The 14,552-nt window shown below is 69.9% G+C and carries 17 protein-coding genes; 6 read left to right on the forward strand and 11 right to left on the reverse strand.

The window, feature by feature from the left end; all coding sequences use genetic code 11:
• The first annotated feature begins 6 nt into the window (after positions 1–6).
• Complete coding sequence (locus QMG73_RS34830; protein ID WP_281902940.1) at positions 7–1,881, forward strand: acyl-CoA dehydrogenase family protein; 1,875 nt, start codon at positions 7–9, stop codon at positions 1,879–1,881.
• Positions 1,882–1,951: 70 nt separating this feature from the next.
• On the opposite strand, the gene QMG73_RS34835 is transcribed toward QMG73_RS34830, so the two are convergent.
• The 8 genes from QMG73_RS34835 to QMG73_RS34870 are packed head-to-tail and all read right to left on the reverse strand — an operon-like array spanning position 1,952 to position 6,688.
• Positions 1,952–2,395, reverse strand: coding sequence for a hypothetical protein (locus QMG73_RS34835; protein ID WP_281902942.1), 444 nt, complete (start codon positions 2,393–2,395; stop codon positions 1,952–1,954).
• Positions 2,396–2,443: 48 nt separating this feature from the next.
• Positions 2,444–3,040 carry a hypothetical protein gene (locus QMG73_RS34840; RefSeq protein WP_281902943.1) on the reverse strand — a complete coding sequence of 199 codons (597 nt, stop codon included), beginning with the start codon at positions 3,038–3,040 and terminating at the stop codon, positions 2,444–2,446.
• Positions 3,041–3,078: 38 nt separating this feature from the next.
• Positions 3,079–3,480: a Fur family transcriptional regulator gene (locus QMG73_RS34845; RefSeq protein ID WP_281902972.1), complete on the reverse strand. Its 402-nt coding sequence runs from the start codon at positions 3,478–3,480 to the stop codon at positions 3,079–3,081.
• A complete protein-coding gene (locus QMG73_RS34850; RefSeq protein WP_265249529.1) occupies positions 3,480–3,779 on the reverse strand; it encodes an ArsR/SmtB family transcription factor in 300 nt (99 codons plus the stop codon). Before QMG73_RS34850 ends, QMG73_RS34845 begins: the two co-directional genes overlap by 1 nt.
• 29 nt (positions 3,780–3,808) lie before the next feature.
• Positions 3,809–4,678 (reverse strand): metal ABC transporter permease, encoded by an 870-nt coding sequence (locus tag QMG73_RS34855; RefSeq protein WP_281902945.1) that lies wholly within the window; start codon positions 4,676–4,678, stop codon positions 3,809–3,811.
• A complete protein-coding gene (locus tag QMG73_RS34860) occupies positions 4,675–5,457 on the reverse strand; it encodes a metal ABC transporter ATP-binding protein (protein ID WP_281902947.1) in 783 nt (260 codons plus the stop codon). Before QMG73_RS34860 ends, QMG73_RS34855 begins: the two co-directional genes overlap by 4 nt.
• A complete protein-coding gene (locus QMG73_RS34865; RefSeq protein WP_281902949.1) occupies positions 5,454–6,404 on the reverse strand; it encodes a metal ABC transporter substrate-binding protein in 951 nt (316 codons plus the stop codon). Before QMG73_RS34865 ends, QMG73_RS34860 begins: the two co-directional genes overlap by 4 nt.
• Before the next feature lie 53 nt (positions 6,405–6,457).
• A complete protein-coding gene (locus tag QMG73_RS34870; RefSeq protein WP_281902951.1) occupies positions 6,458–6,688 on the reverse strand; it encodes a hypothetical protein in 231 nt (76 codons plus the stop codon).
• A 23-nt stretch (positions 6,689–6,711) separates the two neighbouring features.
• On the opposite strand from QMG73_RS34870, the gene QMG73_RS34875 reads away from it, so the two are divergent.
• The 3 genes from QMG73_RS34875 to QMG73_RS34885 all read left to right on the forward strand — a co-directional run bounded on the left by QMG73_RS34875 (position 6,712) and on the right by QMG73_RS34885 (position 9,040).
• Positions 6,712–7,050 (forward strand): antibiotic biosynthesis monooxygenase, encoded by a 339-nt coding sequence (locus QMG73_RS34875; protein ID WP_281902953.1) that lies wholly within the window; start codon positions 6,712–6,714, stop codon positions 7,048–7,050.
• A 25-nt stretch (positions 7,051–7,075) separates the two neighbouring features.
• Positions 7,076–7,552 carry a hypothetical protein gene (locus QMG73_RS34880; RefSeq protein WP_281902956.1) on the forward strand — a complete coding sequence of 159 codons (477 nt, stop codon included), beginning with the start codon at positions 7,076–7,078 and terminating at the stop codon, positions 7,550–7,552.
• 108 nt (positions 7,553–7,660) lie between these two features.
• Positions 7,661–9,040, forward strand: a complete 1,380-nt coding sequence (locus QMG73_RS34885) for a glycine--tRNA ligase (protein WP_281902958.1) — start codon at positions 7,661–7,663, stop codon at positions 9,038–9,040.
• Positions 9,041–9,097: 57 nt separating this feature from the next.
• Here QMG73_RS34885 and QMG73_RS34890 read toward each other — a convergent pair whose 3' ends face one another.
• A complete protein-coding gene (locus QMG73_RS34890; protein ID WP_281902960.1) occupies positions 9,098–9,994 on the reverse strand; it encodes a GNAT family N-acetyltransferase in 897 nt (298 codons plus the stop codon).
• A gap of 47 nt (positions 9,995–10,041) precedes the next feature.
• Positions 10,042–10,521: an XdhC family protein gene (locus QMG73_RS34895; protein ID WP_281902962.1), complete on the reverse strand. Its 480-nt coding sequence runs from the start codon at positions 10,519–10,521 to the stop codon at positions 10,042–10,044.
• Positions 10,522–10,545: 24 nt separating this feature from the next.
• Between QMG73_RS34895 and dusB the strand changes: the two genes are divergently transcribed.
• On the forward strand, positions 10,546–11,673 hold the full coding sequence (gene dusB / locus QMG73_RS34900) for a tRNA dihydrouridine synthase DusB (RefSeq protein ID WP_407676895.1): 1,128 nt from the start codon (positions 10,546–10,548) through the stop codon (positions 11,671–11,673).
• Here dusB and QMG73_RS34905 read toward each other — a convergent pair.
• A complete protein-coding gene (locus QMG73_RS34905; protein ID WP_281902966.1) occupies positions 11,670–13,529 on the reverse strand; it encodes a hypothetical protein in 1,860 nt (619 codons plus the stop codon). The genes dusB and QMG73_RS34905 overlap by 4 nt on opposite strands.
• Positions 13,530–13,669: 140 nt before the next feature.
• On the opposite strand from QMG73_RS34905, the gene QMG73_RS34910 reads away from it, so the two are divergent.
• Positions 13,670–14,552: PEP/pyruvate-binding domain-containing protein (locus QMG73_RS34910; protein ID WP_281902973.1), on the forward strand; the 883-nt coding region annotated here is incomplete at its 3' end.

Genomic DNA, 14,552 nt, shown 5'->3' on the forward strand with positions numbered 1-14,552 from the left:
TACGCCGTGACCGAGACGAACGTTTCGGAAAAGCAGGCCCGTCAGGTCGCCGAGGCGGCCCGCGAGTCGGACTGGCGCAAGCCGAGCTTCGGCAAGGAGCTGTTCCTCGGCCGATTCCGCCTCGACCTGATCGATCCGTGGCCCGAGCCAGAACCGGAGCCCGAGTTCCTCGGCAAGCTCGACGCATACGTGCGGTCCGAAGTGGACGGCCAGCGGATCGAGCGGGAGGCGAGCATCCCGGACGAGGTCTTCCAGGGCCTCGCGGCGCTCGGCGCCTTCGGCATGAAGATCGACAAGGAGTACGGAGGCCTCGGGCTCTCGAATCTGCACTACTGCAAGGCGTTGACGCTCGCCGGCTCGGTCAGCCCGTCGATCGGGGCACTGCTCTCGGCGCACCAGTCCATCGGCGTGCCGCAGCCGCTCAAGCTCTTCGGCACCCCCGAGCAGAAGAAGGCGTTCCTGCCCCGGCTGGCCGCTGGTGAGGTGTCCGCCTTCCTGCTGACCGAGCCGGACGTCGGTTCCGACCCGGCCCGCCTTGCCACCATCGCCGAGCCCGTCGAGGGCGGGTACAAGCTCAACGGCGTCAAGCTGTGGGCCACCAACGGCACCGTCGCCACGCTGCTCGTCGTCATGGCCCGCGTGCCCGACAAGGGCATCACCGCGTTCGTGGTCGAGGGCGACTCGCCGGGCATCACGATCGAGCGGCGCAACGCGTTCCTTGGCCTGCGCGGCCTGGAAAACAGCGTGACCCGGTTCCACGACGTGTTCGTACCCGCCGAGAACGTGATCGGCGGTCTCGGCAAGGGCCTCAAGATCGCACTGACCACGCTCAACACGGGCCGGCTCTCGCTGCCCGCCATGTGCGTCGGCGCCGGCAAGTGGTCGCTCAACGTGGCCCGCCTCTGGGCCGCCGACCGCGTGCAGTGGGGCCGGGCGGTCGGGCTGCACGAGGCGGTCGCCAAGAAGCTCGCGTTCATCGCCGCGACCACGTACGCGATGGAGTCCATGCTCGATCTCTGCTGCATGATCGCCGACGACGACCGCAACGACATCCGAATCGAGGCGGCGCTGGTCAAGCTGTACGCCAGCGAGATGGCCTGGCAGGTCGCCGATGAGCTGATCCAGATCCGGGGCGGGCGCGGATACGAGACCGCCGAGTCGCTGACCGCCCGTGGCGAGCGCCCCGCCGAGGTCGAGCAGATCCTGCGTGACCTGCGCATCAACCGGATCTTCGAAGGCTCCACCGAGATCATGCACCTGCTCATCGCCCGTGAGGCGGTCGACGCGCACCTGTCGGTGGCCGGCGACATCATCGACCCGGAAGCCGACCTGGGCCGCAAGGCGCGCGCCGGCGCGAAGGCGGGTGCGTTCTACGCGAAGTGGCTGCCCACGCTCACGGTCGGCAAGGGGCAGGTGCCCACCGGGTACGGGGAGTTCGGGCCGCTCGCCACCCATCTGCGGTACGTGGAACGGGCGTCCCGCAAACTTGCCCGGTCGACGTTCTACGCGATGTCCCGCTGGCAGGGGAAGCTGGAGCGCAAGCAGGGCTTCCTCGGGCGGATCGTCGACATCGGAGCCGAGCTGTTCGCGATGTCCGCGGTCTGCGTACGGGCTCGCGCCCAGCGTGGCGACCGGCCCGAGGGCGTCGAACTGGCCGACCTGTTCTGCCGCCAGGCGCGGCTGCGCGCCGAGGCGCTCTTCGACGGCCTGTGGGACAACACCGACAGCCGCGACTCGGCGGCGGCGAAGCGCATCCTGGATGGCCGGTACGCCTGGTTGGAGGAGGGCGTGGTGACCCCGCAGTCCGACCTGCCATGGGTAGCGCACTGGGAGCCCGGCCCCTCCACAGCCGAAGACGCCCGCCGCCGCATCCCCCGCTAACAGTGATCAGGGCGTCCCTCAGGTTGCTCTAACGACTTGAGAGACGCCCTGATCACAGTGGGGCGCGAGCCTAGGCGAACAGGTCCTCCGCCTTACGGGCGGTGACGGCTCGGCGGAGCCAGATTTCGAGCTGATCCGCATCAGAGCAGCGAAGGATCCGCTCCCGTACGGCTTCGGCCACGGGCAGGTCGCGGGCCTCCAGGACCGACAGCACGGCTTGGGCCTCGCCCTTAGCGAAGTAGCGGCGGGCGAAATCGCTCTGGTAGCGGTAAGGAGCGGTAGTCAACTGCGCCTCCACCACCACGGCGAAGACAGCGGTGTCGTCCTTGTTCAAGGTCACCGCGACGTCCGCCCGGTACTCCGTCGGCGTCACATCCGTCAGGTCTCCTGACGTGACGCCGGCGTGGTCGAAGGGCGGCACGTCGACACCGAGCGGACCGGCCAGCAGTTCGGCGGCCAACGCCGGCTGATTCCGGAACATTTCCACCAATGCCTCATGCAGGTACGACGGCATGGCCGACAAGTTAGCGAGGATTCTCCTGGGGGATTGACCCCAATGAAATTAGCGGAGGCCTAGGGCTCGGAGTTCCAACGACGCGAGGGCGTCGACTACGTCGTCGTCGCCTCGGCGCCATGCCTCGGCCACGTCCGGGTCAATGCGGGTCAGTTTGCGCAAGGGCTGGTTGGCCAGGGCGCGCAGCGCGAGCAGGTCGCGCCCGGCGGGTGCCCTGCGCAGGGCCGCGGCCGCTCCGGCTCGCCGCATCCAGCGGATGCGCAGCGGTAGCCACAGGAAGAGTACGAGCCCGAGCGGAAACACCAGCAGCGCCAACGACAGCGCCCACGCCAGGTCGGCCACCACGTCCTGCTGGCTCTGGCCGGCGTCGGACAGGGAGCGGGCGGCGTTGGCCGCGCTCTCGAAAGGCCTGGTCAGGTCGTTGCCGACCGCCGGTATCCGGCCGACCTTGCCGCTGACGTCGGACAGGTTGTCGGCGATGCCGGTGCCGGCGCCTTCCAGCTTCTGCCCGGGCACGGCCAGCTTTTCGATCAGGTCGTACACCCACATCGAGATCCGGATCGACGCGTACACCCAGGCGACGACGAGGAGATCGGTGACGATTTGACGGAGGGCGGTGGGGACGCGCGTGGCGTAGATCTTCACACCGTCAAGCGTCCGGCACGACCGCCAAGATCACCGAATCAGCGCGCGCAGGACGGGCAGGTGCCGAAGATCTCCAGGGTGTGCGAGACGCCCACGTACCCGTGCTGCGCCGCCACCCGCTCGGCCCATGCCTCCACTGTGGGCCCCTCCACCTCGACCGTGCGGCCGCAGGACCGGCAGACGAGATGGTGGTGGTGGCCTTCGCTGCACCGCCGGTACAGGTGCTCACCCCCGGGCGGGCGCATCACGTCGACCTCGCCGGCGTCCGCGAGCCCCTGGAGGGTGCGGTAGACCGTGGTCAGGCCGACCCGCTCGCCCCGGTCGCGGAGCATCGCGTGCAGCTCCTGGGCGCTGTGGAACCCCTCCACCTCGCGCAGCAGGGCGCTGACCGCCGTGCGCTGCCGGGTGTTGCGGACCGTGCCGGCCCCGTCCTCGGTCATCATCTTGCCTCCCGCGCGTGGCTGACCGCGTCGGCGACGATATGGGCGATGTGCTCGTCGACGAGCGTGTACGCGATCTCGCGACCGCGCCGGGCGCCACGGACGACCCCGGCTCCGCGCAGCACCCGCAGGTGCTGGGAGACGAGCGGCTGCGGCGCGCCGAGCTTGTCGACGAGCTCGTGTACGCAGCGTTCCCCATCGGCGAGCTCTGTAACGATCGCCACGCGGATCGGCGCCGACAGGGCACGCAGCAGCTCGCCCGCACCCTCGTACGCCTCGTAACCGGTCGTCGTGGTCACCTTGCAACGGTAACCAATGTCTGGAGGGTTCAGCGCTCCAGGATCACGTCTGGCGGTTCCACCTCAGCGGTACGGGTGAACGGCCGCCGCCGGAGCGCTCGCCAGGCCGCCGCGGCGACCGCCACCGCGAGGAACCCGGCGATGGCCAGTACCACGATCGTGGCGCCCACCGCCGTGTCGATCTCGCCCGCCAGCCACACCCCGAGGCCAGCGGCGAGCACACCGAGCGCCATCGCGGCGGCCATCGTGCTGCGGAAGCCGCGGGTCACCTGTTGCGCCGCCGCCACCGGTACGACCATGAGCGCGCTGACCAGCAGCAGGCCGACGGTGCGCATCGCGATCGTCACGGTGACCGCGGCCGCGACCGCGATCAGGATGTTGAGCGCGCGAACGGGCAGCCCGGACACCCGGGCGTACTCCTCGTCGTGGCAGATCGCGAACAGCGCCGGGCGCAACAGCAGCATCGCGGCCAGGACCACGGCGCCCAGCACGCAGATCACCACGAGATCGGTGCGGGAGGTGGTCGTGAGGGAGCCGAAGAGGTACGCCATCAGGCTGGCGTTGCTGCGGTTGTTGGACAGGCCGACGAGCATGACGCCGCCCGCGATACCGCCGTAGAAGAGCAGCGCGAGGGCCAGGTCACCGGAGGTGCGCCCGCGCTCGCGCAGCAGCTCGATCGCCACCGCGCCGGCCGCTGCCACGATCACCGCGGTGATCACGGGGGAGCGGTCGAGCAGTAGCCCGACGCCGACGCCGGTGAGTGCCACGTGGCCGATGCCGTCGCCGATCAGCGACATCTTGCGCTGCACGAGGTAGATCCCGAGCGCGGGCGCGGCGAGGCCGATGACCAGCGCGCCGATCAGCGCGCGGATCATGAAGTCGTACTGGAACAGGTTCATGTCAGGCAGACACCTGGTGGTTCCTCGGGCGCGTGCGGGTGCACGTGGTCATGGTCGGGCGCGGCGTGGTGACCGGCCGGCACCGGTGCGGCGCCGTCGTGCGCGATCTTGCCATCGTGTACCACGACGGCCCGGTTGATCAGTGGCTGGAGCGGTCCGAGCTCGTGTGCCACCAGCAGCACGGTACCGCCGGTGTCGACGAAGCCCCGCAGCGCGTCGGCGAACGCGGTCTGGCTGCTCGCGTCGACTCCCGCCGTGGGCTCGTCGAGCACGAGCAGCTCCGGCTCGCCGGCGAGCGCCCGCGCGATCAGGGTGCGCTGCTGCTGGCCGCCGGAAAGGGTGGCGACGGGCTCGGCGGCACGCTCGGCGAGGCCGACGGCGGTCAGCGCGGCGGTCACGGCGGCCCGGTCAGCCGCTCCCGGTGGCCGCAGGACGCCCCGGCGAGCCAGCCGCCCGGAGGCGACGACCTCGCCGACGGTGGCCGGTACGCCGCTGCCGGCGCCCAGCCGCTGTGGCACGTAGCCCACCCGCCGCCACTGCCGGAACCGCTTGAGCGGCGTGCCGAAGAGCCGCACGGTGCCGCCCCGCAGGGGTACCAGCCCGAGGATGGCGCGTATCAGCGTGGACTTGCCGGAGCCGTTGGCGCCGAGGATCGCGACGACCTCGCCGGCCGCGGCCGACAGGGACACGTCACGGAGCACGGGGCGGTCGGCGTACCCGACCACCCCGTGCGCGATTTCTACGACCGGCTCAGCGCTGAAGACCGGCTCAGCCGTCACGTACACCCCAAAGCCGTCCGGAGGGTGGTCAGGTTTTTCCGCATTACCGAAAAGTAGTCGTCGGTGCTGCCCTGCTGCAGCCCTTCCAGGGGATCGAGCACCGCGGTCTGCGCCCCGACCTCCTTGGCGATGGTGTCGGCGACCTTCGGGCTGACGAGCGTCTCGAAGAAGATCGTCGTCGCCTTGTGCTCCCGGGCCTCGTCGGCGACCGCGGCCAGCCGCTGCGGCGAGGGCTCGTCTTCGGGCGTCAGCCCCGTGATCCCGATCTGCTCCAGCTTGTACCGGTCGGCCAGGTACCCGAAAGCGCTGTGGCTCGTGACGATCTCGCGCCGCTGGCAGGTCTTCAGGCCGTCCGCGTACTCCTTGTCGAGCTTCTCGAGATCGGACCGCAACGTGGCCGCGCGCGCCGTGTAGTCCGCCGCGTGGTCCGGATCGGTCTCGCCGAGCCGCTTCGCGACCGCGTCGCTGATGGTGGCGAGGCGCGTGGGGTCGAGCCAGACGTGCGGGTCCTTGCCCCCGGCCGCCTCCTCGTGCTCCTCCTCGCCTTCCTCGCCCTCGTGGGCGTGCTCGGCGAGGTCGATGAGCGGGACCGCCGTGGTCACGTCGAGCGCCTTGTCGCTCGCCTGCTGGTCGACGGCCTCGTCGACCGCAGGCTGGAAGCCCTTCAGGTAGACGACGAACTTGGCGTCGGCGAGCTGCGCCACCTGGTCGGGGTTCAGCTCCAGGTCGTGCGGCTCGGCGCCGGGCTTGACGAGGTTGGTCACGGTGACCGCGTCGCTGCCGACGCGCTCGGCGACGAACTGCAGCGGGTAGAAGGCGGCCACGACGTCCAGCTTGCCGGCGCTGGCCGAACTGGCGTTGTCGTCGCCGCAGGCCGTGAGGCCGGTCAGTGCGAGCGCCGCGGCGCCCGCGGCGAGGAGGGTGCGAGGGGTGGTGCGGTTACGCATGCCCCAACTCTCCGCCTCAATGACAATGATTGTCAAAAGCGCATGAGTCTCGTTCACATAATCTTGGTAAGGGCGCCGGCGATCAGCAGGGTGAGGATCACGAGCCGGATCGCGCGGTTTGCGGGCGTCTGTACAGGCCAGGACCTGGTCATCAGGTAGATGAGCCCGCCGGCCAGCGCCAGCATCAACAGGCCACCGACCACGCCGGGCGTGAACAGCGCCACCAGTACCAGCGCCAGCGTGGCGAGGAACACGGCGGTGGGATTCAGCCGCGTAAGCTTCATCGGATCACTGTAGGGAGTGGCTCGTGTTGGTTCTGAACCGGTTCCTGGTCGACGACGACGCGGCGCCCGCGTTCACCGAACGGGCACACGCCGCCCTCGCCGCACTGGCGGGACGCGCCGGCTACGTGCGTGGCCAGCTCACCCGATCGCTGGACGAGCCGAGCCACTGGTGCCTGGTGACCGAGTGGGAGTCGGTGGGCACGTACCGGCGGGCGCTGAGCAACTTCGACGTCAAGGTGTACGCCACACCGCTGCTCGCGCAGTCGCTGGACGAGCCGTCCGCGTACGAGGAGCTCGCGGCGGCCGAGCCCGGCGGCCAGGTGGTGGCGACGGCGAGCGACCGCGCCCCAGACTTCCCGTGAGCCCACGCACATTACGCTTGCCGTCATGACACAGCCGCCACCCGGTCCGGGGGTCACGCCGCCGTTCGCGGCTCCGCCGACCGAGGGGCGTTCCTTCCGGCTCTGGATGGCGCTCGGCGTGGCCGCCCTCGCCACGGTGCTGTGCTGCGGTGCCGGCGGCACCGCCCTGGTGGGCCTCTTCATCACCGGTGGCGAGGCCGTGAACGAGCAGGTCCAGGCGACGGCCGGAGACTACTTCGACGCCTTGCGCGAGCAGAAGTTCAACGACGCGTACGACCTGCTCTGCGACCGGCTGCGCAACGACGAGACGCCGGAGCAGTTCGGTGCGCGAATGGGGCGCGAGCCGCGGATCACCTCGTACAGCCTCGGCGACGTGGATCTCATCAACCTCACCCTGCCCGCGGATCTCACTTATACGAGTGGTGACCGCGACACCGTGCGGGTGGCCATGGACCAGGACAGCGGCAGCGGCGAGTTCAGGGTGTGCGGCTTCGAGGAGTAATCTGCTGGGGTTTGCGCCACCGGTAACCGTACGGTGGTGACAGCCGTTGTTCATCTCGTCCACCCGCCCGTCCCCGCCGACCGCCAGCCGGCGTAGGAGGAAAAAACCATGCCAGCCGATCGCATCGACGCCGTTGTCAGCCTTGCCAAGCGCCGGGGCTTCGTCTTCCCCTCCAGCGAGATCTACGGGGGCACCAGGTCGGCTTGGGACTACGGTCCGCTCGGCGTGGAGCTGAAGGAGAACGTCCGCCGGCAGTGGTGGCGCTCGATGGTCCAGCAGCGCGACGACATCGTGGGCCTCGACTCCGCGGTGATCCTCGCCAAGGACGTATGGGCCGCCTCGGGCCACCTCGACGCGTTCGTCGACCCGCTGACCGAGTGCCAGTCCTGCCACAAGCGCTTCCGCGCCGACCACCTGGAAGAGGCGTACGAGGCCAAGCACGGCCGCCCGCCCGCCAGCCTCTCCGAGATCAACTGCCCGAACTGCGGCAACAAGGGCACCTTCACCGAGCCGCGCATGTTCAACGGCCTCATGAAGACCTTCCTCGGCCCGGTCGAGAGCGAAGAGGGCCTGCACTACCTGCGGCCCGAGACCGCGCAGGGCATCTTCGTCAACTACCGCAACGTCGAGACCTCGGCACGCAAGAAGCCGCCGTTCGGCATCGCGCAGGTCGGCAAGTCGTTCCGCAACGAGATCACGCCGGGCAACTTCATCTTCCGGACGCGCGAGTTCGAGCAGATGGAGATGGAGTACTTCGTCGAGCCGGGCAGCGACGAGCAGTGGCACGAGTACTGGCTCCAGGAGCGCTGGAACTGGTACATCGACCTCGGCCTGTCGCCCGACAACCTGCGCTTCTTCGAGCACCCGAAGGAGAAGCTGTCGCACTACTCGAAGCGGACTGTCGACATCGAGTACCGCTTCCGCTTCGGTGGCACGGAGTTCTCCGAGCTCGAGGGCATCGCCAACCGCACCGACTTCGACCTCACCACGCACAGCAAGCACTCCGGCGTCGACCTGTCGTACTTCGACCAGGAGAAGCAGGAGCGCTGGATGCCGTACGTGATCGAGCCGGCAGCCGGCCTCACCCGCGCGGTGCTGGCGTTCCTGCTGGAGGCATACGACGAGGACGAGGCGCCCAACACCAAGGGCGGTGTCGACAAGCGCACGGTGATGCGGTTCGACCCGCGGCTGTCGCCGATCAAGGTGGCGGTGCTGCCGCTGTCGCGCAACCCCGACCTGTCGCCGAAGGCCCGCGACCTGGCCGCCACGCTGCGCAAGCGGTGGATCGTCGAGTTCGACGACTCGCAGGCGATCGGTCGCCGGTACCGCCGGCAGGACGAGATCGGCACCCCGTTCTGCGTGACCGTCGACTTCGACACCCTGCAGGACGACGCGGTGACGATCCGGGACCGCGACACGATGCGGCAGGAGCGGGTCGCGCTAGACGCCGTCGAGCGGTACCTGCTGGAGCGTCTCCCCGGCTGCTAACCCCTTCGTGATCAGGGCGTCCCTGAAGTCGTTCTAACGACTTGGGGGACGCCCTGATCACGTGCGGAGGGTCTTCCGGCGGAAGCCGTAGGTTTCGTACCGCCGGACGAAGCCGATCGACTCGTACAGCTTGCGGGCCGGCACGTTTTCGGCGTTGTGGTTGACCGACGCCATCGTGATGCCGCGCTCCGCCATCCGACGCATCGCCCACAGCATCGCGGCCCGAGCGAGCCCGCGGCGCTGGAAGTCGCGGTGCGTGCCGACCGGCTCGAAGTGCCCGGCGCGGTTGCGCTCGTCGACCCAGCAGATCGTGAACGCGGCGATCCGGCCGTCGGGCGCCTCCACCACGATCTCCTGGTCAGCGTCGTAGCCGGGCTTCGTCATGAACCCGGAGCGGTAACGCTCGCCGGTCCAGTCGTCGCCGAACGAGGAGTTGCGCGCCTCGGCGAGCCCGGCGGCGTCGCTCAGACGGGCCGTGCGCACCGCGTATCCGTCAGGCACCCGCGGCTCCGGCACCGGCGCGGTGAGGTCGACCTCGTTGACGTGATCCCAGGTGCGAAAGTGCGTGAAGCCCAGCGCGTTGAGCAGCCTGATGCGGGTGGCGTCGCACTCGAAGAGATCGGTCGACACGTATCGGCCGGTCGTGAGGGCGGCGGTGGTCGCCGCGGCGGTGCGCAGCATCTCGCGCTCGGCGTCCGTTCCCCGCAGCGCCGGCGCCGTGAACACGTCGAACGCCGAGCCGAACCGCCCGTTGACGGCCAGCCCGACGATCTCGCCGCCGACCTCCCAGACCTGCGCCAACTCGCAAGCCGGGCGCTGGTCGCCCCGGTTCTCACCGTAGATCCGGTGTGGCAGCTCGCCGATGTGGTCGTACCCGCACCGCCCAACCTCGGCGATCCAGCCGGCCATCGCGTCCAGCAGGCGCGGCATGTCGGCGTCCGTGTACGGACGCATGACCGGATCGCGGCTGGTGGCAGCCCCCGCAGCCGCCGGCGACGACATCAGAAGTCGAAGCCGCCGGGGCGGCCGTTCCGGTCGGCGATGAGCCCGGCGAGCGTGGCGATCGCGATCTCGGCTGGCGCCTTCGAGCCGATGTTCAGCCCGATCGGGCGGTGCACCCGGCCGATCTCGCCGTCGGTGACGCCGAGCGCACGCAGCGCCTCGATGTGCGGCGGCGCGTGCCGCGGGCTGCCCATCAGGCCGATCCACCGGGTCGTCTCGGCGAGGGCGTCACGCAGCACCTCGCCCAGCTCGGGCCGGTCGTGGTCGGTCACGACCACATCGGTGTCGGAGTCGAGGCCGGCGGCCTTGACCGTGCCGCCCTGCGCCGGATCGACCAGCACCGTGCGGTATCCCACGTCGGCAGCGAACTTCAGCAGGTAATCGGCGACCGGCGACTCGAACACCGCCACCAGGGTGCGCCTTCCCGGCTCAGGCGGCAGGTCACCGTGTGCGGTCGCGCACGCCGGATCGGTGGTCACGGGTACGACACTATCCTTGTGACCGTGAGTGGCGCACTGGCATTCGGGCCGTACCCGGTCGACCCGCCGGTGGTGCTGGCACCGATGGCCGGCATCACCAACGTGGCGTTCCGGCAGCTCTGCCGCGAGCACGGGGCTGGCCTGTACGTGTGCGAAATGGTCACGACCCGCGCCCTCGTCGAGCGCAACCCGAAGACACTGCGCATGATCGCGTTTGCCGAAGGCGAGCGGCCCCGCAGTCTCCAGCTCTATGGCGTCGACCCGGTGATCACCCGCAAGGCCGTCGAGATGATCGTCGACGAGGGGCTCGCTGACCACATCGACCTCAACTTCGGCTGCCCCGTGCCCAAGGTCACCCGCAAGGGCGGCGGGTCGGCCCTGCCGTGGCGCCGCCGACTGTTCGAGCGCATCGTGCGGGGCGCGGTCGAGGCGGCGGCGCCCGCCGGCGTTCCGGTGACGATCAAGATGCGCAAGGGCATCGACGACGAGCACCTGACGTACGCCGAGGCGGGGCTGATCGCCCAGGACGCTGGTGTGGCCGCCGTGGCCCTGCACGGGCGCACCGCCGCCCAGCGGTACTCCGGCACCGCCGACTGGGACGCCATCGCCGACCTGAAAGCGCGCCTCGACGTGCCGGTACTCGGCAACGGCGACATCTGGGAGGCCGACGACGCGCTCCGGATGGTCGCGCACACGGGCGTCGACGGCGTGGTGGTCGGGCGCGGCTGCCTCGGCCGGCCATGGCTCTTCGCCGACCTCGCCGCTGCCTTCGCCGGCCGCCCCGAGCGGGTCATGCCCGCGCTCGGCGAGGTGGCCGCGACCATGCGCCGGCACGCTGAGCTGCTGGTCGCGGCGTTCGGCTCCGAGCGCGACGGCTGCACCGACTTCCGCAAGCACGTCGCCTGGTACCTGAAGGGCTTCCCGGTGGGTGCCGAGCTGCGGCGGGCGCTCGCGATGGTGAGCACCCTGACCGAGCTCGACGACCTCCTGTCCCGCCTGGACCCTGCCGAGCCGTTCCCCGCGCACACCCTGGGCCAGCCTCGCGGCCGCACCAACTCTCCGGGCAAGGTCGCGCTGCCGGACGGCTGGCTGGCCACCCGCGACGACGACTCCGTCCCGGAAGGCGCCGAGCTCCCCGACTCCGGCGGCTAACCCGCGCTGGCGCGGTCGGGCGCGAGTGCTGCCGCGCCGACGGGGTCGGGAGCAGCGGTGGCCGCGTCGGCGTAGGCGTACGCCGTCGTCAGGGCGGCCAGGGGCATCGCCAACGCGTATACCGCGCCACTCACCACGTTGAGCAGCCCGAACGGCATGTCGGTGAACAGGATCAGCAGCGTGCCGATCACGGGCCCCAGCGCTAGCGCCAGCGCGATCGCCGCCACCGACAGCGACGTCACCCTGAACCACCGTCCCCGCACCAGCTCCGCGCTGCGCCGCAACGCGCGGAGCGGCCCGGGCGGCGGATCTTCGAGCGTGACGACCGGCGCGAGCAGCGCCCACCGGCCGGCGAGCCAGACGCCGAGCGGGACCAGGACCAGGCTCAGGGTCAGCGGCAGCACTACGACGAGCGCGACCGCCAGCGCTCCGAGCAGCTTCGGGTACCGGGTCAGGCCCATCCGGTACGCCTGGACGGGGCCGACGTCGCGGCCGGCGTCGACTTCGGCGAGGGCGATGGCGGTGACCGCCATGACGAGCCCGACGCCGGCGAGGGTGAGCATGGCGCCGACCCAGGCGAGGCCCGACAGGAGGTTCTCCAGGGCCGTACCCAGCACCGTGATGGGCAGGAAGATCAGCCCGATGCCGGCGAAGAGGAGCCAGCGCCGGCGGTACATGCGGGCGGCGGCGACCAGCGTCTGGCCCCAGGCGCGCCGGCGGGCCATGGGCAGCGGGTCGGCTGGGTGCCAGGTGGTGCGGCTGGCGATGTACAGGGCGAGCGCCAGGAGCGCTGCGATCACGAGGAGGGTGGTGGACGGCTCGCTGACGACCTGGCGGAGCGCGTCGGAGCCGGCGCCTACGGACCGGCAGAAGAAGTCGGTGGCGCCGGTGCCGAGCAGGCCGCCGGCCGGTACGGCGTATGCCTCGTCGCGCCAGCTGTCGTCTGACCAGGTGATCGGCTCGCTCCATGAGCGCTTCATCGCAGGTCCCGTCGGCCCGTTGTAGAAGGCCTGCTGCAGCTCGCCCCACCGGCCCTCGAACCCGATCCACGGGAATGAGGCGCGGGCGAGCGCCGGGTCCTGCGGGATGGTCCGTACGACCGGCCGGATCTCGACGGTCGGGCTGGTGGAGTCGTCGCAGCCCACGCCCTCCGAGGCGGAGCTGCCAAGGTACAGCGCCTCCTCGTAGTGGTTGGCGTGCGAACCTGCCGCCGGGTGCACGACCGGGCGGGTGCCGTCGACGAGCTCCAACTTGGAAGAACCCCACGCGGCGCGCTCGGCACCCTCGTGCTGGCTGTACCCGACAGCCACCGGCGACGTCTGCAAAGCAGCCGAGGCCGAAGAAGCGTTGAAGATCAACTGGATCATTTCCCAGTCGCCCTCGTGCTTGTTGTTGTAGTCGTTGAATACGTAGAAGAACCAGTACTGGAGCGCGAGTTTTCCCGGTGCGGCCGGATCGGTGGCGACGTGTGCGTACACCGTGGGGCGGGACGTGCCGGTAATCCGATCACCCCAACGCTCGTATCCGCAACCGGGGTTCAGCGGATCTCCGGGGAAGTCGAGGTGATATTCATAACGCCCTTCGGAGAGATCATCCGCACTCGGCCCGATCTTCACCAGATCGGTGGGCGTCCATGGTCCTCGCAGCGCCACCGTTTGCTGATCGAAGAGCCGGTCGACATCGAGCGGGAGATACGGCTCGCCGTACCCGCACTCCTCCTCCTGCGCGACGAGCCGCACCACGGGTGCGTACCGCTCGGCCAGCGCCGTCTCCTCCCCAAGGTCAGCCCGTGCCGGCGAAGGCCAAGCGATCACCAGAGAGACGCCGATCACCATGATTTGAGCGAATCTGCCCATGGAAACGCTCCCAGGAACGCGACTGAGCCGGAAATTGGCGAGCGGTGTGCCGATAGTCACCGAACTCTCCCTAAGGGCTTTCTGTCTCGCTTAGTGTTCGCCCACCATTGGGTACTGACCCATCGTTCAACGCCGAATCGCTGGGTGCGGGAGGTTCTGTGAACAAATACGTGTACGAGTTCACTGAGGGAAACAAAGATCTCAAGGACCTGCTCGGCGGCAAGGGAGCCAACCTTGCCGAGATGACCAACCTCGGGCTGCCTGTGCCGCCCGGGTTCACAATCACCACTGAGGCGTGCAAGGCGTACCTCGCCACCGGCGAGGAACCCGAAGGTCTGCCGGAGCAGATCGCCGACCACCTGGCCCAGCTGGAGTCCAGCATGGGCAAGCGGCTCGGCGACCCGGCCGACCCCCTGCTCGTCTCGGTGCGCTCGGGCGCCAAGTTCTCGATGCCCGGGATGATGGAGACGGTGCTCAATGTCGGCCTCAACGACCAGAGCGTCGAGGGGCTGGCCCGGCAGAGCGGCAACGAGCGCTTCGCCTGGGACTCCTACCGCCGTCTGATCCAGATGTTCGGCAAGACGGTGTGCGACGTGCCGGGTGAGGAGTTCGAGCACGCGCTCGACGAGGCGAAGAAGGCGAAACAGGCGAAGAGCGACCTCGACCTCGACGCGGGCGACCTGAGCCATCTGGTCGACGTGTTCAAGACGATCTTCGCCAAGCACACCGGCCGCGAGTTCCCGCAGGAACCGCGCGAGCAGCTCGACCTGGCGATCCGCGCGGTCTTCGAGTCGTGGAACGCCGACCGCGCGATCCTGTACCGCCGCCAGGAGCGCATCCCCGCCGACCTCGGCACCGCCGTCAACGTGGTGGCGATGGTCTTCGGCAACCTGGGCTCCGACTCGGGCACGGGTGTCGCGTTCACCCGCGACCCGGCGACCGGCGCGCAGGGCGTGTACGGCGACTACCTCGCCAACGCGCAGGGCGAAGACGTGGTGGCCGGCATCCGCAACACCGTGCCCC

The sequence above is a fragment of the Phytohabitans aurantiacus genome (assembly GCF_027923225.1).
Classification (GTDB): domain Bacteria; phylum Actinomycetota; class Actinomycetes; order Mycobacteriales; family Micromonosporaceae; genus Phytohabitans; species Phytohabitans aurantiacus.

Coding starts and splice junctions, on each gene's coding strand:
- QMG73_RS34835 (WP_281902942.1), bottom strand. CDS start 2,395: ATGCCGTCGTACCTGCATGAGGCATTGGTGGAAATGTTCCGGAATCAG.
- QMG73_RS34845 (WP_281902972.1), bottom strand. CDS start 3,480: ATGACCGAGGACGGGGCCGGCACGGTCCGCAACACCCGGCAGCGCACG.
- QMG73_RS34855 (WP_281902945.1), bottom strand. CDS start 4,678: ATGAACCTGTTCCAGTACGACTTCATGATCCGCGCGCTGATCGGCGCG.
- QMG73_RS34865 (WP_281902949.1), bottom strand. CDS start 6,404: ATGCGTAACCGCACCACCCCTCGCACCCTCCTCGCCGCGGGCGCCGCG.
- QMG73_RS34870 (WP_281902951.1), bottom strand. CDS start 6,688: ATGAAGCTTACGCGGCTGAATCCCACCGCCGTGTTCCTCGCCACGCTG.
- QMG73_RS34880 (WP_281902956.1), top strand. CDS start 7,076: ATGACACAGCCGCCACCCGGTCCGGGGGTCACGCCGCCGTTCGCGGCT.
- QMG73_RS34885 (WP_281902958.1), top strand. CDS start 7,661: ATGCCAGCCGATCGCATCGACGCCGTTGTCAGCCTTGCCAAGCGCCGG.
- QMG73_RS34890 (WP_281902960.1), bottom strand. CDS start 9,994: ATGCGTCCGTACACGGACGCCGACATGCCGCGCCTGCTGGACGCGATG.
- QMG73_RS34905 (WP_281902966.1), bottom strand. CDS start 13,529: ATGGGCAGATTCGCTCAAATCATGGTGATCGGCGTCTCTCTGGTGATC.